This is a genomic window from Herbaspirillum sp. Her2 (assembly GCF_057961375.1).
Genome location: NZ_CM176331.1, coordinates 624,301 through 642,554, shown reverse-complemented (window position 1 = coordinate 642,554; position 18,254 = coordinate 624,301). Strand labels below are relative to the sequence as shown.

The window sequence follows — 18,254 nt, the reverse complement described above, 5'->3', positions numbered from 1 at the left end:
CTTGCACGCGACCAGCGATGCCGCACGTCAGTGATTTACACATTCATTACGGGGATCAACATGTGGCTGCAAGAGACAACGACATCCGAGCGACGCACGCTCACGGCAACCTTCACCGGCTATGCGGTGGATGGTTTTGATTACATGATCTACACCTTCCTCATCCCCACGCTCTTGGCCGCGTGGAGCATGAGCAAGGCCGAAGCCGGCTACATCGCCACCGGCGCCCTGCTGACCTCGGCCATCGGCGGCTGGGCAGCAGGCGTGCTGGCCGACCGCTACGGGCGGGTGCGCGTGCTGCAATGGACGGTGCTGTGGTTTGCGCTCTTCACCTTCCTCTCGGGCTTCACCACGTCCTTCGGCGAGCTGTTCTTTACCCGTGCGATGCAGGGCTTCGGCATGGGTGGCGAATGGGCCGTGGGCTCGGTGCTGATCGCCGAGACCATCTCGGCCCGCCATCGCGGCAAGGCCTCGGGCCTGGTGCAGAGCAGCTGGGCGGTGGGCTGGGCGGCTTCGGCGCTGGCGTTCTGGGGCGTCTATGCGGTGCTGCCGCCGGAGACGGCGTGGAAGGTGCTGTTCTGGATCGGCGTGCTGCCGGCCCTGCTGACGCTCTACATCCGCCGCGCCATCAGCGAACCGGAGGTCTTCCTGGCGACCCAGGCCCAGCTGCGCGAGAGCGGCCAGCGCGGCAACTTCCTGCGCATTTTCCATCGCGACCTGCTGCGCACGACGCTGCTGGCCAGCCTCCTGGCGACCGGCATGCAGGGTGCGTATTACTCGGTGACCACCTGGCTGCCGACCTTCCTGAAGACCGAACGCCACCTGTCGGTGCTGGGCACCAGTACCTATCTGCTGGTGTTGATCGGCGGGTCTTTCTGTGGCTACCTGACCTCGGCCTGGCTGTCGGACACCATCGGCCGCCGCCGCTGTTTCATGCTGTTTGCGGCCATGGGGATCGTGCTGGTGCTGAGCTATACGCAGCTGATCATTACCGATGCGTGGATGCTGGCGCTGGGCTTTGTGCTGGGGTTTTTCCTGTCGGGGATTTTCTCGGGGATGGGGGCCTATCTGTCTGAACTGTTTCCCAGCGATGTGCGCGGTTCGGGACAAGGATTCTGCTACAACTTCGGGCGTGCGGTCGGGGCGATATGTCCTGCGCTGGTCGGGTATCTCAGCAACAGCCTGCCGCTGGGGCAGACCATCGGGTGGATTGCGGCGGGGTGTTACGGGCTGGTGATCGTGGCTTGCCTGATCCTGCCGGAGACCCGGGGCAAGGAGCTGGAGGCGGTGGTGGCGGCGTCGTGATCCACCACCGTCCCGTTGAACAACGCAATGCTCACTTCACGCCGGATTCGTTTTCCATGCCGGCGTGAGCGTTCTCGACCAGCTCGCTCAGGTAAATGGCAGGCACGGAATCGGTCAGCCAGACACCGTTATCGGCGATATGGAACACGCTTCCCGCTGCGGCCATTTTCCTTGCATCGACCACAAGCACGACCGGCTTGCCATGCCGGCTGCCGACTTGCCTTGCCACCTCAGGACTGGCGGACAGATGCACATGCTGCCGGGATCCTGCATGCAGTCCGCTGGCGCAGATGGATTCCAGAAAGCGCGTCGCCGTACCGTGATACAGCACGTCCGGCGGCACGCTGGGTGGCAGTCCAAGCGCAATCTCGACGGAATGGCCTTGATTGGCGCGAATCCGTTGGCCATCGGGGCTCAGTGCAAAACGTTTCTTGTCGCTGCTCGCAACGATGGCTTCGACCAAGGGGCGGTCGACGCTCAGACCATTGGCGTGAGCGTTGGCCAATCGAATCAGTTCATCTACGTCTGCCCAGCCGGCGGGATCCAGTTGAAGGCCGATCTCTTCGGGCTTGTGGCGGAGTACCAGGCTCAGGAATTTGCTGGAGGTCTCCATTGATTTTCGGTTGCTGTTCGTTTTCAATCATGTGTTGGTGATGTCTGCCTACTGCAATGGCGGGCATTCAGGACATAAGTGGCCACTGCTCCGTATCGCGATGGCTATTCAAACCTGCCGCAGCGAACCTGTCGACATGTTCGGAAACATTGACGCCGACCAGAGCCTCCATTCGGAGTGGTATCAATCAAGTCCTCCTCTGGCCGAAACGGTTTCTAGATGACTATTTTCTGAAATCGATCATCGTACGGCAACAGGTCATCATGCGGCTTGACGCACCTGATGAAGCAACGATTCGTCAGGAGCTCGATTCGCTCGTCGAGGGTCAGCTCCGGACAGGCTTCCAGTACCTCCTTCAATTCAGATCCTTTCGCGTGCAGATCGTATTTGCCATCGACGTTGAAGTACTGCATGTTACCGATGGCATAGTCTCGCCGAAAAACCGTTCTCCATTGCGAGTTGCTTCCCCAGCCGTGGGACAGATCATGGTGAGGCCTCGCTTTTCGGCGATAGGCCCAATACAGAGTCGTGCTGCGCGCCAGATCAGGATCAAGAACCTTGGCGTTTGCTTCCAATTCAATTCCGCCGCGCAGGACAAGCAGATTGCCGAGCATCACGCACGGCCATCGGGAGGAGATGATTTCAGGGACAGGAGAAGCCTTGTCCGATACACGTGCATCGACGATCTCATGATGGAACGGCGAAAAGGAAGCAGGCGTCAGCGATCTCAGGCCGAGAACCTCGATGAACTCCAGAAATTCATCCATGGAAATCTGCAGACCCTCCCAGCCCGCGTCTGGCCCCGGCTTCTGGAAACCCAGAATCAGAAGATCCAATACGCGGCTCAGCGCATAAAGCTCCCACGACTCCTCCAGGCTCACCAAAGGAACAGGCGCACCTTCGCGGTGACCCAGGGAGCGCAACCACGTTTGCTGGCCTCCACTTGACCTGAGCCAAGGCAATAGAACCTCGGCATAGACGCTTTCGCCATCATGCGCCAACAGCGCATCATGCAAATGGCGGAAGGAGATCTGGTTCAACATTCAATTTCCTGGACAAGAGATTGTTTTCTTCGCGCCCGCCAGCAAGAGGACTTCCATCATTCAAGGCCGATTGTCCGAGGCAGTGCCCGAACAAAATCCGAGCGCTCTCCATAATGCGGGGCCAGCTCCGTAATCATTTCGACCAGGTCCTTCCTGGTGGCTTCCGGCGCGCCGTGAAGTTGAGCAGCAAGGGCTTCCATCTGAGAAACGGCAACATCTTCATCGATCTGCGAATCTTCAGAGAATTCCAGAAAGATGAACATATCGATGATGGAACGTACAATGGCTTTGTCGAGCATATTCAATCTACGGGAAGATATGATAGTGGCCGATTGCGGACCGAGCCATTCGCTACTTTTGTGGATCATAGGCCAATGTCAGACTGTCCCAGTGCAGATCATGATCTTCAACAGAGACAGACCAGTCGCATGAATTTAACAGGCGACGCAGTTCGGAGAGACAGCCGCACCAGTGCTGCACACCTATCCATGTCGCTTCGCCTGAATCGTCTGGAAGCTTGGTGCTACCAGAAAAGACGATAGCGCTTTTGAACATGCCTGGTCGCTGACCGTTGAGTTCGAAATGAAAGGATTCCCAATTAAGGCCAACACCTGTCGACAGGAATTTTTCTATTTGGGAATCAACTGAATATCTTGCACAGATCAATTCTATTTCCTTGATCTCCGAGGGACTTAATGGCTTTTTTCTGCGGGCGGAGTAGTAGATGGAAACTGACACTTTCAGGAGTCCTATAAATTGATTTCGCTCATTATGTCCGTTATTGGCTGGAAGCAAACAACCATTCCAAGAGCTGTTTCTCTTCTGATAAAGATGGACGTTCCGCGACAGCCCCGTAGAGGAAAGGAATATTGATGCCTGTGTTTACCAAGAAGCTCCAACAGAGCCTTCGGCTCCAATTGTTGGATCAATCTCGAGAAATTATGGCAAACACTGACGTGGGCAGCCTAGGGGAGATTTTAAAGAAAAACTTTCCTTCTATTACTCGCCCTTTTCTCATCAATTGCGTGCCGGACCAAGGGGAAGACATTTATTGGATACTAGTCAGTTCAAAAGAGATTGCGGTTATTGAGATCCCGCGCAAGAAAACCGATACGGCTGGCAGCATCCTTGAAATTATCGAAGTCGATGCCTACCAATTTAAACGACTTTCACGGGGGCCAAGGCAGCGGCTCGCAATCGCACTTGAATTGATCAGCTAGAGACCTGTGTTTGCTCCATATCTCTCGACAACCCGCTCACTGCCTGACTGGCTACAAATCACCTACGCAGGTCCGATGCCCGGTTTGTAACGCGCAAAGCGAGAGCCGCCAGGCAAAACTCGTTTTTGAAGTTCCATTCGCACTGAGTAGTCAGTCGTACCATGGTGAAACCAGTGCGCCAAAGAGAAACGCTGCCACCGAAACAGCGGCCAGCAAAGCTGGAGATATCTTTTCCGATGAAATACGCAGTCTCGTCAAGAGAAAAGCCCTGACATTCAGAAGGAGAGCTCCCGGCAATATGGCAATGGCCGGATACAGAATCACGCCCCACCCAACTTGCGCAGCTTCATTCAAAAGCGCCAGCCCGAACAACACGAATAACGCCGGTGCAAAAGGCAATACGATGTCTGAAAGAAGCAAGGTCTCGTGTTTCCAGAGATATCGCCACGGTGCGATGAGTGCGGTCAGGATCGCCAGGAGTGTCGCAGCGAGATGAATGTATATCAGCATCATTTATATATTTCTTCGAAATGGCTGTTTCTGCCCGGATGCAGCCCTAACGCTCCAATACCTGAACGTCGGCCTTCTCTCCCGTATCAAACAACTGTGCGAATTCGATCACCTCTGCAAGGGACTCATCGATATGAGAAGTAGTAGTAATGAAATGAGGCTCAGTTGCCCCTTGATCCAAGGCTATCCAGTCCAACGCCTCCTCCCATTTGTCGGCATCAGCCCCCAAGACGCAAAAGAGCCTGACACCATCACGACAAAGCTGGCGAAGGAAATCCTCATCTCGCTCAGGAACATAGCCGGATCGGGATAGAAAAACAATTTTCTTGGAATAGGTCATCCTGGATTACCTTTTCTACTCCTGGCAGATTGCTGACAAGGTACGCGGCACATCTGTATCGTCTAAGACTTGGCTACCGCGCATTGAGATTCAGCAAGGTGCGATTCAGTCTTTCAAAATCAATAGGTAGAGGCACATCGGTGATGCAGTTTGGATTGCATCTGAAGTCGCGGTCATTCATCTGGAGCCAAACGCTAAACATGGCTGAATCCCTGCCAGAACCTTTGCCCCATTGACAGCAATATCCTGCCAAAGCTTGGCAAATAGTTTTCGTGACAATGAGGTCATGGGCATCTTGCTCTTGCTTGTTTGATCGCTCTGAAACGAGCGTTAATCTGCTTGTTCGACGCTCACTGCTGGCCAGTAGCAGACCTCAGGAATGGCATTTTTCTCTTCAGATATTTCAAGCGCTTTCAAAAGGCTCACTTCGATCGCATCCATCCAAAAAGAAGATAGCAAAAGCCATTGATGACGCCGATGATAATTGCACCGATTTCCAGCGCGACCAAAAACTGATTTACGCCAAAATAGAAATTTATAAAGTGCAGGATAAAGGCAACGACCGTCAAAAAGATGGCCAAGGAAAATTGAATTTTGAATCTCTTGGAATATTTGGACATGGTCAATCTGCCGTTTCTTTGCTAATGGACTCGTCTGTCCCTGCCCGGATGCAATCAATCGACTATTTTTTAGACTCGTCGACAAGCCTATCCCAGCGAGAAAACAATCGGAACCCAACGTAGTCGTTCTTATATTTAAAGGTCCGCCGATAGTAGCAATCCCAGTAGCTAATCATTCTAGCTTTTGCCTTCGCATAGAACGCCGGGTTTTCTCTCAATATTTGGGCGTACATTCCAGCATCGAAGTGATCAACGTTCTTTTCTATGTCGTAGAGAATTTCGATGACATATTCACTTGCCAACCAGATTACAAACGGAACGATCCACGGTTGGCTCTGATTGAAAAGATTTGCCAGCTGACGCTGTCGAATATAACCATCGTGGTGCCGCGTTAGTATGCATGTGTACAAAGTGCCTGCTTCCACGGGAAGACTCTTGAACACTCGCTCGTCGAATTGCTGATAAATCCGGACAGGAAGTTCGAGATTTTCTCCCTCGATCTTTACTTCGATTAAAGGTCCACTTGAGAAAGTTATTGGGCGAGTTCTTTCCGCAAACAATGCCGCATATTCCCTCAACTGTGAGGGAAATGCCTTTGTTAACTGAGCGAGCGTATTTTGATCGATGGGCACGATTTTTATTCTTGGATTATTTTTATCAATATTGCTATCCGCTTACGGCTGCGGTTTCTGGCCGCTATCGGACGAATTGACTGGCAAAATCGTGAAAGTTATCGGCTATTCGGATGGCGGTCTCAGGCGCCATTCCAATCAATGGCAACATGTAGACACACCCTCGTTCATCAAAGGCCAGCACTTCACCTCCGCCATTTCCCGCAAATGCAATGAAGCCGGGCGCATACGTTTCGATTTCAATATCCGAATTGTTTTCATCAATTTCCTCCATAGCCCAGAGGCTGACGTAGCCTGGGTGCGCATCATCGAGAGTGAATCCTTCGAACAAACCATTTTCTTGAATATAGTCGCGGTAGCTGCTTGGTATCGATGGATGCATAGTATCCCGCTCATCATTTTTAACTTCGGGTGGCACTCTGGGCGCTTGGAGATTGGTTGTTGACAAGGGTCAGCCACACTTGCCAAGCAGCTCTTCACTCAATACATCGCCAACCGACACGATCTTCAATTGACCCGTGAAAGCGCGCAGTCCCCGGAAGAACTTTCCTATATCGCCTGTCGGCCTCTCGTACTCAGGTACGCGGACCGGTAGCGCATAGCCCTTCTCAACAAATGGCCCGAACAGGTCCGCCAGTTTGTCCGGTGCCACAACGCAAGTGTCCTTTTTTCGCGGACGAAACAGGGGCTTGGGAGCGAGTTCGTCCCTGACCACAATCACTGCGTCCGTCTGCGGCATGAGCGTTGGAATACCATCCCCCCACACTATTGCCGAGCGCAAGTGGCCATCAATGGTCGCCAACATGATTGTGGGCACGAACAGCACCTCACCGAACTCCTCTTGCAATGCCGACTTCGCGCGATTCCATCGCCAGGCCGCCTCGATCTTCGCTTCAGGACAGGCCAGAAACGGCCCCTTGTGCTGTGATGTGATTGCCTTGTAGCCGAACTCATTGCCGGCATTCCACCCGGCGAGGAACCCTTCGCCGGTGTACGGCCCCCGGTCCATGCCGTGCGTTTGCGGGTCTTCCACGTCGGGCTGAAAGTGCTCCACGAACGCACGGACCTCAGGCTCGGCCTCCAGGCCGAAGATGTGTGGGCGGAAGTAGTTGAGGTTCAGTGATGCACCCACCAGCTGATTCGGGTCGTCATCACACTCCTGAAATTCGAACAGGAAGTACACCCCCGTGTCCTGGCTCTGGTAAACCGCCGACCCATTGAGCTGGTAATGCGGACGGCGGCAGAAATATTCCTCCACGGCACTTCGCTGTGTGGGCTGCGGGAAAGTGAAAAAGAGATCGTAGCTCACGGTCTGTCCAAGTTTGTCATCGGGTTCTTTGCATCGGCCTGCACGCCAGCCAGCCGCTCAATGATCTGGCTGGCCACCGATTGCAGACTTTGCCGGCATTCTCGCCAGAAACGCGGCACTCCCGGCCGTCGATTATGGCAATCATTTCTGAACCGCCCTTCTACAGAAGACACGGAAAATCAGATAGGCCAGGAAAATGACCACCATTAAAAACAGGCAGAACGGCCAGATGCTGAAGGTGCCAAGGACGAGCACACCAGGCTCTCCAACTATCCGGTAATGCTGGCCATCCCGCGGTTCAGGTATGGAGAAAATTCCGAGAGATGAGTCCAGGATGAAGTAGCAAGCGTAACTTGCCACAATGGTAGAAACAAAATAGATCCAAGGACGTGATAGCTTTCGCCAGAAAAGCACAGCTGCTACTGCTGCACAGAACAGAGGAAGCACCATTATCAACATGGTTTCCCATTCCAAGTGGTCCAGCAGCACCAATATTGCAAGGCCAATGGTCAATATCGCCAAAGCAGATCCGGATGCCAAGGATGGATTCTTCATGAAATCATTTGAATGAGGTACGGGTTGTCAACCCGCTGCGCTTCTGGCCGCTTGCGGACTTCGGCTATTTGATCCCGACGGTTCCCCAGCCATCGTAGTAACCATGATGGCTGGCGGCCAAGGCTGAAAGGTCGCGTGTTATCGCTTGCATTGCACCGATCTCCGGCGCCATTTTTCGCTTCGCATGCACCTCCCACAGCGTTCGCTTGGGGACTTTTCCGATACTGGCAATCTCGTAACCGCGAGCGCGAAGGTTGTCAGCTGCCGCCACTGCATCGCTCTCCTGGCCGAAGACAAGAAAGAAGTCGATGTCGTGCGTCTTGGTCAAATCTGCGCCATTACGCTGCAGGTTCTCGATCACCCGGGCATCCTGTTGTTCAGCAATTGAAGTCTGCGCTACCGCAGGAAAACCCGTAAGCGATGCGCCTGCCAATAGCGAGCATAGAAGCAAATGAAACGGTTTCATCATGATTTTCCAATAGAACAGGTCGACGGCATCAGTTGTATCTCGGCTACTTCCATCGAATTTTATTATCGATTGCAGCGATACCAGGAAATGACCATGCATACGTCATGGCAAATTTTTAAAAGTGACAAGCTGCTTCTTCCGGTGAAAACGATCACACTCCCTCAACTGCCCAACCGATCTCTGAACATTGCGGCTCTGCAGAACTGAAAACACTCAGACAGCCGTTACCTGTTACCACCATCCATTCCCGACCATCAAGCTCCAATCCTTGGAGCCCGCTTTCTTCCGATAGCCACCCACCATCAGTCACCTCGATGAGATGAGTACCGAAGGGAAATGCTTCGGAATGAACATAACGATACAAGTCCGTTCCATCCAGAAAGCGAAAACCTGCTACCGGCGGTGGAAAGACTATTTTGAGACCACGGACAATATCCCCATCCATTGAGCAAGCGACAGTGACGACGAGCTCACCATGGGTGTCCAAGGCAAGTGATGAAATATCGGAATTTGATTGGACGCCGCTAGCCGGCAAAAATGCACGCGCCGTGAAGTGCCTAGGTTTCATTCGGGTCGATTCCAAGGTCAGCAGAAATTCCTGACAGGGTTGATGTTCGTTGACTGTTCCTTTTATCTATTCGACGCGAACCAAGCCATGAGTGATAGCAAAGTTTTCGATTCGCGTCGCCAGATTGTCAGCGTCTCGCCAGAACGCATTATCGAGTTCGTCCAGACGCTGCTGCAGTTCGTCGTTGTCGGCCGCCATTTGCATTCTTCGCCTGGCAGCTGTTTCGACGGGGACGTCCGCAGGTCCGAAGATTATCTTCTTTGCTTCTTGAAGCAACAGCAGGCTGGACGTGGCACCTATCGCCATCAAGCCATCAACGGCGTCAGAATAAGTCGAGCCTGAACTGTTATGAAAATACTGATCGAAACCACCGTTGTAGACGTCGCCAGACAGGCAACTCACCGCCCAATATTGTCTTTCCATATCGGACAAGCCCGCCATCCCCGCATCAGACTTGTGTACCCTGTTCACCAGCTCCCGCCAATAAAGCCGAAATGGATCCGTATTATCTAGCTCACGTTCTCTTCTCCTCGCGACTTTCGCTGCCTCAATTTCCGCGCGCTTTCCCGACTTGCAGGGCATGCAAAGTCCGCCTGTTTTTTTCGCAGTGTCGGGCAGGATCAAAGCCGAGCATGTAGAACATGGAATCTTCATTTTGAGGATGGAAGGTCAGTTTCTGACAGGAAGCGTACATTCATTTATCAAGGAGCGTGAACTATTCCAGCTCTTTCATCTTCTGGTGCAATACCTCGACCCGCTGCAGGTGTCCATTGCCCCGTTCGCGCAGCTTTTCCGCCGTCAGCGAGCAAATCAGATTGACCATCGCTGAAACCGCCACCACGCTGTCGAACAGCATCATGCCATCGGTGTGGCAGCGGATCACCCAGTCGGCGCGTCTGGCCGGTTTCCCCCGTAATCACGTCGGATAGGTACAAGGTCTTCACGCCGCTCTCGGAAAGCGCATCCATCGCCAGCGAGATGGCCGGCACCCGGCGGCGCAAGCCGATCACGATAGCCATGTCTCGCTCGCCCAGATCACTCAGGTATTCCGCCAGCGTGTCGCCGGGTGCCGGCAAGACCAGCACGTTGCTGCGGACCTGCACCAGTTCGCGACGGATCATTTGGGCGATCGTGTGGCTGTGGCGATAGCCGATGATCGCAACGCGCTGCGCATTGGCGATGCAGCTTACCGCCTCGGTCAGCACCTGCTGATCCAGCGAACGGTAGGTATTGGCCAGATTAGAGACTTCATGGTTCAGGTGCGCTTCGATGGAGGCGTCGAGCCCGCTGCCCGCTTGCTTCTCCCCCCCGTTTCAGCAGATACAGGGGTGATCCGCCCACCAGCGCCGCGCGCGCGCTTTCCCTTGCATCGTCATAAGACGCATAGCCCAGTTTCTGAAAGAAGCGAGTGGCCGTCGCCTTCGATACTTGTGCACTCTCGGCCAGCTCGGTGGCGGTTTGCATCGCAAGCTGACCGGGCGCGCTGAGAATGACGTCGGCCAACCGCAGGTCGATCTCCGACAGCTGGTCATACTGCTCGGCGATACGGCTCTCGATGGAGGCGGACGCCTTGCCTTTCTTGTGGGGGGAGATAGCCATGTCGATCTGGAAATACGTGAAAAAGAGGAAATGCCATGGTGCAAGAATCATTCCAATGCGGTGCGACGCACTTGTTTTGTGCGGCAGCGTTCTGGAATGGAACGTAGGCATTGTATGCCGCCCTTGCACCACTGAAACGAGCATTTCAAAAAAATGCCCCGTGAATCCATTGTTTCCTTGGCACCGCAATTAGAAACTTGTGTTTCCAAAACCATTGGCATGAAACATGCATTGCACTATTCGTCTTGCTCGTTCCTTCGTCAGCCACCTCAAGGAGTCCGCTCATGTCTGCACAACGTTTCTCCCGTTTCCTGATGTCCGCCTTGCTGTTCTGCAGCGCCGCCGCCCATGCTGACACGCTCGACGACATCAAGAGCCGCGGCAAGATGATCGTCGCCATCGATCCCACCTTTGCCCCCTACGAGTACACCGATGCGTCCAATGCCATCGTCGGCTACCACCCGGCGGTGCTGGCCGCCGTCGCCAAGAGCCTGGGCGTGAAGATCGAATACCAGCGCATGGCCTTCAGCGGCATCATTCCCGGCCTGCTGTCGCGCTCCTTCGACATGGAAGGCTCGGCGCTGAACGTGACCGCCGAGCGTGCCAAGCGCATCGCCTATGTCGTGCCCACCGGCAAGACCGTCAACGGTGCTCTGGTGCGTGACGATTTCACCAGGATCCCGGCCAAACCGACGCCGGAATCGCTGGCCGGCCTGACCGGTGCGGTGAAGACCGGCAGCGCGCCGGAAGGCATCCTCAAGCAGTTCAACGAGACGCTCAAGTCCAAGGGTCTGGCACCGATCAGCCTGCTCAGCGTCGATAGCGTCGACCAGACGGTCGCGGCACTGATGACCCGCCGCGCCGACTTCGTCTTCGACGATGTGACGGTCCTGGCCGATGTCATCAAGCAGAATCCGGGCAAGATGAAGATCACCGGTGAACTGGGCCCCTCCCAATGGATCGCGCTGGCCACCCGTCCTGAAGACACGCGCCTGAACAAGGCCGTCAGCGAACAGATCATGGCGATGAAGAAAAGCGGCGAGCTGGCCAAGCTGCAGCAACAATACCTCGGCGTGACCTTCGCCACGCCGGACACCGATTTCATTCCCGCCAAGTAACTGCCCCATGTGCAACTCCACTCATTCCCTGACCGTGCAAGCCGGTCATGGCCGGACCTTCGAGGTGAAGGCCGGCCAGTTCCTCACCATCATCGATGTCGAAGGGCAGCAAGCGGCTGACTTCGTGGCCGTCGTGGCCCGCGACAAGCACGAGAAGCTGTCGCCCACGCATACACGCCGCAAGCTCAACTCGATCTTCTTCGACGTCGGCGATCATCTGTATTCCTCGCTGGACCGCCCGCTGCTGCGCGTGGTGGCGGACACCGTCGGCGTACACGACGCCAACGTGCCCGCCTGCGACGACACCCGCTTCACGGTCGATTTCAACGTGGCCGGCCATCGCAATTGCCTGGACAACATGCACGAAGGCCTGGCCTTGCACGGTCTGTCGAAGTTCGACGTGCCGGAACCGTTCAACCTGTTCCAGAACGGCCCGGTCACGGCTGACCGCCGCATGCAGGTCACTGATCCGACCAGCAAGCCGGGTGATCACATTACCTTCGAGGTGCTGGAGGACCTGCTGTGCGCCGTCTCGTCCTGCCCGCAGGACATCATTCCCGGCAACGGCCTGCGCGTGACCGACATCGCCATTTCCATCCACGACGCCGATCCGCACAGCAGTGCCGCCGCGTCCATCGACTGACCATCATGCTGCTGTTAAAAGAGACTCCCTCCCGTAGCCCCCTGCCGCCGAGCCGCCTTGCCGTGCCAGCCGGAGAAAGCCGCGCCGTCGAGGTCAGGGCCGGCCAGATCCTGCGCATTGAAGCGAAGGAGGCCGGCGCAACCGCCATGCTGTTCGCCTTCGATCGCGCCAGCCCGGACATCTTCATGTCGGTGCATCACACCCGCGTGTTCAGCAATTCCTATGTGCTGCAGGCCGGCATGCGCATCGTCAGCAACTACCGGCGCGCGCTGATGGTACTGGGCAAGGATAGCGTCGGTACGCACGATCTGCTGATGCCGGCATCGACTACTGCATGGCTGCAAGCCAACGGCTACACCGGCCAGACCGGCTGCGTCGAATCGGTCTCGGCCGTGATCCGGGAGCAGGGACTGAACCCGCCCAAGTTGCCGGATCCGATCAACCTGTTCATGCACGTTGACCTGGACCAGAACGGCCGTATCATTCCCTTGCCGAACCGCACGCGCGCGGGCGACTTCATCGCGTGCCGCGTCGTCGCCGACATGGTTTTCGTGGTCTCTGCCTGCTGCTCCGGCATACCCGGCAACGATCAGCCGGGTGCCCTGGAAGTGGCGCTGGCCGAAGAACCGAACGCGCTGTAAACGCAGGAGACCTCGCATGTGGCTGAGCCCCCAGGTGATCCAGAGCATTCCCTCGCTGATCGACGGCTGGATGATGACGGTCGCGCTCACCGTGCTCGGCGCGATCGGCAGCCTGATCTGGGGGCACATTGCGCTGGCCATGCAACTGGCACCACTGGCACCAGTGCGCTGGCTGGCACGGCTTTACATCAGCTTCATGCGCGGCACGCCGGCGCTGGTGCAACTGTTCCTGGTGTTCTTTTCTCTCCCTCTGGTGGGATTGGGAGGCCGCCCGCTGCTGGCGGCGGCGCTGACGCTGGGGCTCAACAGCGCTGCCTACACCGCCGAGATCCTGCGGGGCAACCTGCGCATCATCACACGCGGCCAGATCGACGCAGCCACCGCACTGGGCATGGCGCCGTGGCGCATCGCCACGCGCATTGTCATGCCGCAGGTGATCAAGAGCAGCATCCCGGCGCTCATCAACGAATTCACCATCCTCCTGAAGACTACGCCGCTGGCTTCGGTAGTTGCCGTGACGGAGCTGACTTATGCAGGGCAGATGGTGATCGCGCGCACTTATACCTCCTCCCAGATCATGCTGATGGTGAGCATCGGCTATCTGGCCGTGGTGCTGCCGGTGCTGGCGCTGGGCAAGCACCTGGCCAGAGCACCGCTCGCCGCTACGGGAAGGAGCTGACATGGCCTTCGAGCCCGCCATCCTGACTGAACACGCAGGGACCTTGCTCGGCGGCCTGGCCGACACGCTCTGGCTGAGCACGGTCAGCGCATTGCTCGCCGTGGTAGTTGGCGTCGCACTGGTAGCCGTGCGCCGCACCGGCCCGCGTCCGCTCGCCCTGCTGATCGACGCGTATATCGCGCTCACGCTGGCGCTGCCCTTGCTGGTGCTGCTTTATGTGACGTTCTATGTCCTGCCCGATTTCGGCCTGCTGCTGCCGGCTCCGGTGGTGGGCGTAGTGACGCTGGGGATCTATTACGCCCCTTACATCGCACAGGTGATTCAGGCCGCCATCGACAGCCTGCCCAAGGGCACGGTGGAAGCGGCAATCGCCATCGGCATGTCGCCGCTCGCGATCGTGCGCAGGATAGTGGCACCGCAGGCATTGCCCCTGCTGCTGCCAACCATGACCGGATTGATGATCGGCCTGTTCAAGGATTCCGCATTGCTATCGGTGATCTCGGTACATGAGTTCATGTTCGCCGCCAAAAGCGTGGTGTCCGAGACTTACGCATCACTGGAAGTCTATTGCATGGTGGCGCTGGTTTACTGGGCCGCCACTGCGCTGCTGAATGCGCTGACACGCCGCTGGGAGCAGCGTATCGCCGTGGCCCACGGCATCCCCTTAACTCGCTAGCCTGCCATGAATCAGACTGAACCCCATTCGAATGTGAACGGCAACATCGCCCTGCGTGCGCGCGACATCGTCAAATCCTTCGGCTCCCAGCGCATCCTTGATGGCGTCGATCTCGATATCGAGCGCGGCAAGGTGGTGTGCATTCTGGGCCCTTCCGGCTCGGGCAAGTCGACGCTGCTGCGCTGCCTGAACTGGCTGGAACCGCCCGACGCCGGCGAAGTATGGATAGGCGGCGAGCGAGTCGGCGTGAAGGAAGGGCCCCAGGGCAAGCCGGTCGCCCGTCCCGGAAGAGAAATTCGCGCCCAGCGCAGCCGTATCGGCATGGTGTTCCAGAGCTTCAACCTGTGGCCGCACATGAACGTGATCGAGAACGTCATGGAAGGCCTGATCTCGGTCAAGGGCATGTCGCGTCTCGCCGCCAGCGACATTGCCGCCGAGGCCTTGCGCAAGGTGGGCCTGGCGGGCAAGCATATGGCGCTGCCCGCCTCACTGTCCGGCGGGCAGCAGCAGCGCGTCGGTATTGCGCGCATGCTGGCCATGGTGCCGGAAGTCATCCTGTTCGACGAACCGACCTCCGCGCTCGATCCCGAATTGGTTGGCGAGGTGCTGGCCGTGATGCGCGGCCTGGCGGCAGCGCAGACCACCATGATCGTCGTGACGCACGAAGTTGCCTTCGCCCGCGAAGTAGCCGACCTGGTGGTGTTCATGGACGGCGGCAAGATCGTCGAGATGGGCCCGCCGTCGCAAGTCATCGATCAGCCGTCGTCAGCGCGTTTGCGCCAATTTCTTCAACGCTTCACCCCAGGATCCTCCCCATCATGACTGCTTCGACATCTGCTTCCGCTTCCCTTACCATCCCCGCCGGCCACGGCAAGGCCGTTCGCCTCAAAGCCGGGCAGGCCGTGCGTGTCGTCAACACGCATGGCACCCAGGTGGTCGACTGCTGGGCATGGAACGCCTACGACCTGGCCGAATACATGTGCATGGAAACCACGCGCGTGTGGAACCAGCGCCTGAATCCCATCGTCGGTGACAGTTTCGTCACCAACCAGCGCCACCCCATTCTGACCGTAGTGGAAGACGCCACACCCGGCGTCCACGACACCTTCATGGCCGCTTGCGACCGCCGGCGCTATGAACTGCTCGGCGTGAAGCACTATCACCGCAATTGCTGCGACAACATGTTCGAGGGCATGTTCGAGCTGGGCGTAACGCCGCCGCGCCCCAACCTGGCGTCATTCAACATTTTCATGAACATCCGTGTCCAGCCCGACGGTATCACGCTGAAGACACTGCCGACGGTGACCAAACCCGGCGACTTCATCACAATGCGCGCAGAGATGGATTGCTTCGTCGCCTTCTCTGCCTGTCCACAGGACATCGTGAAGATCCAGGGCCAGGGCGACAACACCCCCAAGCCGGTCGAAATCATCGTGCTGGAGGACTTTCACTCCGATTTGCCGGGAACGCATACCTGGGTACCGCAGAACTGAACCGCTTGCGAACCCGGCCACGCACACCGCCCCGCGCTTCACCCCCGTATATACGCCCCCAATCCCGCCACCAACGCAGCAAAGGTCACGGCGCAACGCGGGCTCGCCCGCAAGTCCTCATGCATGGCAATCCAGGTTTCCATCTTGAGAGAGAATTTCCTGGGCAGCAGATGCACCAGTGCGTCATCCCTGGCCGCCAGCCCCACCTGGCAAATCCCGATGCCGAAGCCCGCGCGAATCGCCGCCAGTTGCGCCAGATCACTGTCGGCCCGGAATGCCAGGCCGGTGCGCGCGAGCCAGGGGAATTGCTCCAGTACCTTGCGCACAAAGGCGCTCTCCTGATCGAAACCAATCAGCGCATGGCCCGCCAGTGCATCAATCGAGTGCGGTACCCCATGTGCCGCCAGATAACGCTGGTGCGCATGCAGTCCCACTTCGATGCTGCCCAGCCGCTTGGCGATCAGCGCATCCTGGACCGGCTTGAACATGCGCACGGCAATGTCCGCCTCCCGCTGCAACAAGTCATCAGCCTTGTTGGACATGACCAGCTCGATGCACAGCCCCGGATGCTGATGCTTGAGTTCGGCAAGGATCGGGGGCAGCACTTCCACGCTGATGACTTCACTGGCGGTCAGCCTGACCGTGCCGCGCACTTCCCTGCCGTGGCTGCTGGCGACCCGGCGCAGTGCGGCGGAAGTCGCCGCGATACCGGCCGCATAAGGCCTCAGTTCCAGCGCGGCATCCGTAGGAGAAAAGCCATCAAAGGAGCGTACGAACAGTTTCAGCCCCAGCGCCGACTCCAGCTGTTCGATGTGGCGGCCCACCGTCGGCTGCGTGAGCCCCATCTCGCGCCCGGCCGCTGACAGCGATCCCGTCTCCAGCACCTTGAGAAAACTGCGGTACCACTCCCAGTTCGGTTCGATGTCGGCCAGGGTATTCATTTATGTATAGACGCTAGGCTAATTTATGCAATTTTCATTTATACCGCAATTTCGCATACTGAGCATGTTCGTACTCACACCATCTTTCGGGAGAACCCCATGTCCAGGATTGCCCTCTTCGGTGCCGCCGGTGCCATCGGTCAAAGCATCGCCTCTGCCATCAGCGCGCAAGGGCTGCCCTATCGCGTAGTCGGCCGCAATGAAGCCAGTTTGCGCAAGGCCTTCGGGACCGACCCGCTGGCCGAGATCGTCAGCTGGAACCCCGACTCGCCGGCTTCCGTGGAAGCCGCCGCACAGGGGATCGACACGCTGATCTATCTGGTCGGCGTCAACTACACGCAGTTCGAGCTGCATCCTGCACTGATGCGCAAGACGCTGGACGGCGCGATCAGCGCTGGCGTCAGGCAGGTTCTGCTGATCGGCACGGTGTATCCCTACGGTCTGCCGCAGACCTCACCGATACGGGAAGACCATCCGCGCAATCCGCACACCTTCAAGGGCCGCATGCGCAAGGCGCAGGAAGACCTGCTGATGCAGGCCGACAGCACAGGACGCATCCGTGCAGCGGTGCTGCGTCTGCCGGATTTCTACGGCCCCGGCGTCGAAGCCAGCTACCTGCGCGGTGCGATCAAGGCGGCGGCACAGGGCGGCACGGCAGACATGATCGGGCCGCTGGATCGCCCGCACGAGTTCGTCTTCGTGCCCGATGTCGGACCGGTCGTGGCCAGGCTGATCAACACGCCTGCGGCCTTCGGCAGGATCTGGCACCTGGCCGGTGCCGGGGTGACGTCGCAACAGGCACTGGTGGAAGAAATGGAAAGGCAGACCGGGCGCAAGCTGAAGAAGCGCGTGGCGGGAAAGACCATGCTGCGCATCATCGGATTGTTCAATCCGATGATGCGCGAACTGGTGGAGATGCACTATCTGCAGACGCAGCCGGTGATCATGGATGATTCGGCGCTTCAGCAATTGATCGGGCCGATCACCAAGACTTCCTATGCGGACGGTATCCGGAGGGCACTGGCCAGCCAAGGCGGAACGTCCGTTTGAGCAGGCGAGCTCACGGCGGCCCCGTGCGATCAATCGAGCAGCTGCAACTGCCGCAAAAATTGTTTCTGCACGGAGAATATGAGCGGGGGTATTTCATCAAAAGGAGCGGCCCCCAATTGCTGCCGATCAATGCCCTGCACCTCAAAACACTGCGCGATATCCAGCCGGTCATTTCTCCCGGCCTGCGCATTCATTGCCTGAATCAGAAATGCGCTTCTCGCTGGCACAGC

Annotated in this window: 28 protein-coding genes; 10 read left to right on the top strand and 18 right to left on the bottom strand. The window is 57.4% G+C overall.

Annotated features, from left to right (window positions below):
• Positions 1-60: 60 nt before the first annotated feature.
• Positions 61-1,305: an MFS transporter gene (locus ACWHXP_RS02915; protein WP_489623449.1), complete on the top strand. Its 1,245-nt coding sequence runs from the start codon at positions 61-63 to the stop codon at positions 1,303-1,305.
• Positions 1,306-1,336: 31 nt separating this feature from the next.
• On the opposite strand, the gene ACWHXP_RS02910 is transcribed toward ACWHXP_RS02915, so the two are convergent.
• The 4 genes from ACWHXP_RS02910 to ACWHXP_RS02895 all read right to left on the bottom strand — a co-directional run bounded on the left by ACWHXP_RS02910 (position 1,337) and on the right by ACWHXP_RS02895 (position 3,699).
• The gene (locus ACWHXP_RS02910) at positions 1,337-1,918 is read right to left on the bottom strand and encodes an RNA 2'-phosphotransferase (protein ID WP_489634543.1); all 582 of its coding nucleotides are present in this window, start codon (positions 1,916-1,918) and stop codon (positions 1,337-1,339) included.
• A 215-nt stretch (positions 1,919-2,133) separates the two neighbouring features.
• Entirely contained in the window at positions 2,134-2,961 is an 828-nt protein-coding gene (locus ACWHXP_RS02905; protein WP_489634544.1) for a hypothetical protein, read from the bottom strand.
• Between the two features lie 56 nt (positions 2,962-3,017).
• A complete protein-coding gene (locus ACWHXP_RS02900; protein ID WP_209567237.1) occupies positions 3,018-3,260 on the bottom strand; it encodes a hypothetical protein in 243 nt (80 codons plus the stop codon).
• A 52-nt stretch (positions 3,261-3,312) separates the two neighbouring features.
• On the bottom strand, positions 3,313-3,699 hold the full coding sequence (locus tag ACWHXP_RS02895) for a hypothetical protein (RefSeq protein WP_489634545.1): 387 nt from the start codon (positions 3,697-3,699) through the stop codon (positions 3,313-3,315).
• Positions 3,700-3,902: 203 nt separating this feature from the next.
• Between ACWHXP_RS02895 and ACWHXP_RS02890 the strand changes: the two genes are divergently transcribed.
• Positions 3,903-4,181 (top strand): hypothetical protein, encoded by a 279-nt coding sequence (locus ACWHXP_RS02890; RefSeq protein WP_489637760.1) that lies wholly within the window; start codon positions 3,903-3,905, stop codon positions 4,179-4,181.
• A 150-nt stretch (positions 4,182-4,331) separates the two neighbouring features.
• Here ACWHXP_RS02890 and ACWHXP_RS02885 read toward each other — a convergent pair whose 3' ends face one another.
• The 12 genes from ACWHXP_RS02885 to ACWHXP_RS02830 all read right to left on the bottom strand — a co-directional run bounded on the left by ACWHXP_RS02885 (position 4,332) and on the right by ACWHXP_RS02830 (position 10,894).
• On the bottom strand, positions 4,332-4,694 hold the full coding sequence (locus tag ACWHXP_RS02885) for a hypothetical protein (protein WP_489634547.1): 363 nt from the start codon (positions 4,692-4,694) through the stop codon (positions 4,332-4,334).
• A 43-nt stretch (positions 4,695-4,737) separates the two neighbouring features.
• Positions 4,738-5,031 carry a DUF7684 family protein gene (locus tag ACWHXP_RS02880; protein WP_489634548.1) on the bottom strand — a complete coding sequence of 98 codons (294 nt, stop codon included), beginning with the start codon at positions 5,029-5,031 and terminating at the stop codon, positions 4,738-4,740.
• Positions 5,032-5,361: 330 nt separating this feature from the next.
• Positions 5,362-5,709, bottom strand: a complete 348-nt coding sequence (locus ACWHXP_RS02875; RefSeq protein ID WP_489634549.1) for a hypothetical protein — start codon at positions 5,707-5,709, stop codon at positions 5,362-5,364.
• 4 nt (positions 5,710-5,713) lie between these two features.
• Complete coding sequence (locus ACWHXP_RS02870; protein WP_489634550.1) at positions 5,714-6,283, bottom strand: hypothetical protein; 570 nt, start codon at positions 6,281-6,283, stop codon at positions 5,714-5,716.
• Positions 6,284-6,347: 64 nt separating this feature from the next.
• Entirely contained in the window at positions 6,348-6,731 is a 384-nt protein-coding gene (locus ACWHXP_RS02865; protein WP_134040376.1) for an SMI1/KNR4 family protein, read from the bottom strand.
• A gap of 3 nt (positions 6,732-6,734) precedes the next feature.
• A complete protein-coding gene (locus ACWHXP_RS02860) occupies positions 6,735-7,592 on the bottom strand; it encodes a hypothetical protein (RefSeq protein ID WP_489634551.1) in 858 nt (285 codons plus the stop codon).
• A gap of 141 nt (positions 7,593-7,733) precedes the next feature.
• On the bottom strand, positions 7,734-8,147 hold the full coding sequence (locus ACWHXP_RS02855; RefSeq protein ID WP_489634552.1) for a hypothetical protein: 414 nt from the start codon (positions 8,145-8,147) through the stop codon (positions 7,734-7,736).
• A gap of 64 nt (positions 8,148-8,211) precedes the next feature.
• Complete coding sequence (locus ACWHXP_RS02850) at positions 8,212-8,616, bottom strand: ribonuclease E inhibitor RraB (protein WP_157845692.1); 405 nt, start codon at positions 8,614-8,616, stop codon at positions 8,212-8,214.
• 151 nt (positions 8,617-8,767) lie between these two features.
• A complete protein-coding gene (locus tag ACWHXP_RS02845) occupies positions 8,768-9,184 on the bottom strand; it encodes a hypothetical protein (RefSeq protein ID WP_489634553.1) in 417 nt (138 codons plus the stop codon).
• 66 nt (positions 9,185-9,250) lie between these two features.
• Positions 9,251-9,766: a DMP19 family protein gene (locus tag ACWHXP_RS02840; RefSeq protein WP_199725130.1), complete on the bottom strand. Its 516-nt coding sequence runs from the start codon at positions 9,764-9,766 to the stop codon at positions 9,251-9,253.
• A gap of 119 nt (positions 9,767-9,885) precedes the next feature.
• Positions 9,886-10,389: a MurR/RpiR family transcriptional regulator gene (locus ACWHXP_RS02835; RefSeq protein ID WP_489637759.1), complete on the bottom strand. Its 504-nt coding sequence runs from the start codon at positions 10,387-10,389 to the stop codon at positions 9,886-9,888.
• 43 nt (positions 10,390-10,432) lie between these two features.
• Positions 10,433-10,894: a MurR/RpiR family transcriptional regulator gene (locus tag ACWHXP_RS02830; RefSeq protein ID WP_489637758.1), complete on the bottom strand. Its 462-nt coding sequence runs from the start codon at positions 10,892-10,894 to the stop codon at positions 10,433-10,435.
• Between the two features lie 173 nt (positions 10,895-11,067).
• Between ACWHXP_RS02830 and ACWHXP_RS02825 the strand changes: the two genes are divergently transcribed.
• The 7 genes from ACWHXP_RS02825 to ACWHXP_RS02795 all read left to right on the top strand — a co-directional run bounded on the left by ACWHXP_RS02825 (position 11,068) and on the right by ACWHXP_RS02795 (position 16,033).
• Positions 11,068-11,901 carry a transporter substrate-binding domain-containing protein gene (locus ACWHXP_RS02825; RefSeq protein ID WP_329802319.1) on the top strand — a complete coding sequence of 278 codons (834 nt, stop codon included), beginning with the start codon at positions 11,068-11,070 and terminating at the stop codon, positions 11,899-11,901.
• Between the two features lie 7 nt (positions 11,902-11,908).
• Positions 11,909-12,544, top strand: coding sequence for a DUF1989 domain-containing protein (locus ACWHXP_RS02820; protein WP_121045086.1), 636 nt, complete (start codon positions 11,909-11,911; stop codon positions 12,542-12,544).
• A gap of 62 nt (positions 12,545-12,606) precedes the next feature.
• Positions 12,607-13,185, top strand: a complete 579-nt coding sequence (locus ACWHXP_RS02815) for an urea carboxylase-associated family protein (protein WP_227022816.1) — start codon at positions 12,607-12,609, stop codon at positions 13,183-13,185.
• Between the two features lie 16 nt (positions 13,186-13,201).
• Positions 13,202-13,864, top strand: coding sequence for an amino acid ABC transporter permease (locus tag ACWHXP_RS02810; RefSeq protein WP_121045089.1), 663 nt, complete (start codon positions 13,202-13,204; stop codon positions 13,862-13,864).
• A gap of 1 nt (position 13,865) precedes the next feature.
• Complete coding sequence (locus tag ACWHXP_RS02805; protein ID WP_489634554.1) at positions 13,866-14,540, top strand: amino acid ABC transporter permease; 675 nt, start codon at positions 13,866-13,868, stop codon at positions 14,538-14,540.
• Between the two features lie 6 nt (positions 14,541-14,546).
• Positions 14,547-15,362 (top strand): amino acid ABC transporter ATP-binding protein, encoded by an 816-nt coding sequence (locus ACWHXP_RS02800; RefSeq protein ID WP_489634555.1) that lies wholly within the window; start codon positions 14,547-14,549, stop codon positions 15,360-15,362.
• Entirely contained in the window at positions 15,359-16,033 is a 675-nt protein-coding gene (locus tag ACWHXP_RS02795; protein WP_489634556.1) for a DUF1989 domain-containing protein, read from the top strand. The genes ACWHXP_RS02800 and ACWHXP_RS02795 overlap by 4 nt, the downstream gene beginning before the upstream one ends.
• A 38-nt stretch (positions 16,034-16,071) precedes the next feature.
• Here ACWHXP_RS02795 and ACWHXP_RS02790 read toward each other — a convergent pair whose 3' ends face one another.
• Positions 16,072-16,965, bottom strand: a complete 894-nt coding sequence (locus ACWHXP_RS02790; RefSeq protein ID WP_489635880.1) for a LysR family transcriptional regulator — start codon at positions 16,963-16,965, stop codon at positions 16,072-16,074.
• 108 nt (positions 16,966-17,073) lie between these two features.
• Here ACWHXP_RS02790 and ACWHXP_RS02785 point away from each other — a divergent pair, with 108 nt between their 5' ends.
• Positions 17,074-18,024 carry an NAD-dependent epimerase/dehydratase family protein gene (locus ACWHXP_RS02785; protein WP_489634557.1) on the top strand — a complete coding sequence of 317 codons (951 nt, stop codon included), beginning with the start codon at positions 17,074-17,076 and terminating at the stop codon, positions 18,022-18,024.
• Positions 18,025-18,053: 29 nt separating this feature from the next.
• Here the strand turns inward: ACWHXP_RS02785 and ACWHXP_RS02780 are convergent, their stop codons facing one another.
• Positions 18,054-18,218: a hypothetical protein gene (locus ACWHXP_RS02780; RefSeq protein ID WP_158601284.1), complete on the bottom strand. Its 165-nt coding sequence runs from the start codon at positions 18,216-18,218 to the stop codon at positions 18,054-18,056.
• Positions 18,219-18,254 lie beyond the last annotated feature (36 nt).

What these genes read in the sequence shown, in the direction of transcription:
- ACWHXP_RS02885 (WP_489634547.1), bottom strand. Translation starts at nt 4,694, where the DNA reads ATGATGCTGATATACATTCATCTCGCTGCGACACTCCTGGCGATCCTG.
- ACWHXP_RS02890 (WP_489637760.1), top strand. Translation starts at nt 3,903, where the DNA reads ATGGCAAACACTGACGTGGGCAGCCTAGGGGAGATTTTAAAGAAAAAC.
- ACWHXP_RS02780 (WP_158601284.1), bottom strand. Translation starts at nt 18,218, where the DNA reads ATGAATGCGCAGGCCGGGAGAAATGACCGGCTGGATATCGCGCAGTGT.
- ACWHXP_RS02800 (WP_489634555.1), top strand. Translation starts at nt 14,547, where the DNA reads ATGAATCAGACTGAACCCCATTCGAATGTGAACGGCAACATCGCCCTG.
- ACWHXP_RS02840 (WP_199725130.1), bottom strand. Translation starts at nt 9,766, where the DNA reads ATGCCCTGCAAGTCGGGAAAGCGCGCGGAAATTGAGGCAGCGAAAGTC.
- ACWHXP_RS02820 (WP_121045086.1), top strand. Translation starts at nt 11,909, where the DNA reads ATGTGCAACTCCACTCATTCCCTGACCGTGCAAGCCGGTCATGGCCGG.
- ACWHXP_RS02825 (WP_329802319.1), top strand. Translation starts at nt 11,068, where the DNA reads ATGTCTGCACAACGTTTCTCCCGTTTCCTGATGTCCGCCTTGCTGTTC.
- ACWHXP_RS02845 (WP_489634553.1), bottom strand. Translation starts at nt 9,184, where the DNA reads ATGAAACCTAGGCACTTCACGGCGCGTGCATTTTTGCCGGCTAGCGGC.
- ACWHXP_RS02785 (WP_489634557.1), top strand. Translation starts at nt 17,074, where the DNA reads ATGTCCAGGATTGCCCTCTTCGGTGCCGCCGGTGCCATCGGTCAAAGC.
- ACWHXP_RS02880 (WP_489634548.1), bottom strand. Translation starts at nt 5,031, where the DNA reads ATGACCTATTCCAAGAAAATTGTTTTTCTATCCCGATCCGGCTATGTT.
- ACWHXP_RS02910 (WP_489634543.1), bottom strand. Translation starts at nt 1,918, where the DNA reads ATGGAGACCTCCAGCAAATTCCTGAGCCTGGTACTCCGCCACAAGCCC.
- ACWHXP_RS02795 (WP_489634556.1), top strand. Translation starts at nt 15,359, where the DNA reads ATGACTGCTTCGACATCTGCTTCCGCTTCCCTTACCATCCCCGCCGGC.
- ACWHXP_RS02810 (WP_121045089.1), top strand. Translation starts at nt 13,202, where the DNA reads ATGTGGCTGAGCCCCCAGGTGATCCAGAGCATTCCCTCGCTGATCGAC.
- ACWHXP_RS02855 (WP_489634552.1), bottom strand. Translation starts at nt 8,147, where the DNA reads ATGAAGAATCCATCCTTGGCATCCGGATCTGCTTTGGCGATATTGACC.
- ACWHXP_RS02900 (WP_209567237.1), bottom strand. Translation starts at nt 3,260, where the DNA reads ATGCTCGACAAAGCCATTGTACGTTCCATCATCGATATGTTCATCTTT.
- ACWHXP_RS02905 (WP_489634544.1), bottom strand. Translation starts at nt 2,961, where the DNA reads ATGTTGAACCAGATCTCCTTCCGCCATTTGCATGATGCGCTGTTGGCG.
- ACWHXP_RS02805 (WP_489634554.1), top strand. Translation starts at nt 13,866, where the DNA reads ATGGCCTTCGAGCCCGCCATCCTGACTGAACACGCAGGGACCTTGCTC.
- ACWHXP_RS02830 (WP_489637758.1), bottom strand. Translation starts at nt 10,894, where the DNA reads ATGCCTACGTTCCATTCCAGAACGCTGCCGCACAAAACAAGTGCGTCG.
- ACWHXP_RS02915 (WP_489623449.1), top strand. Translation starts at nt 61, where the DNA reads ATGTGGCTGCAAGAGACAACGACATCCGAGCGACGCACGCTCACGGCA.
- ACWHXP_RS02850 (WP_157845692.1), bottom strand. Translation starts at nt 8,616, where the DNA reads ATGATGAAACCGTTTCATTTGCTTCTATGCTCGCTATTGGCAGGCGCA.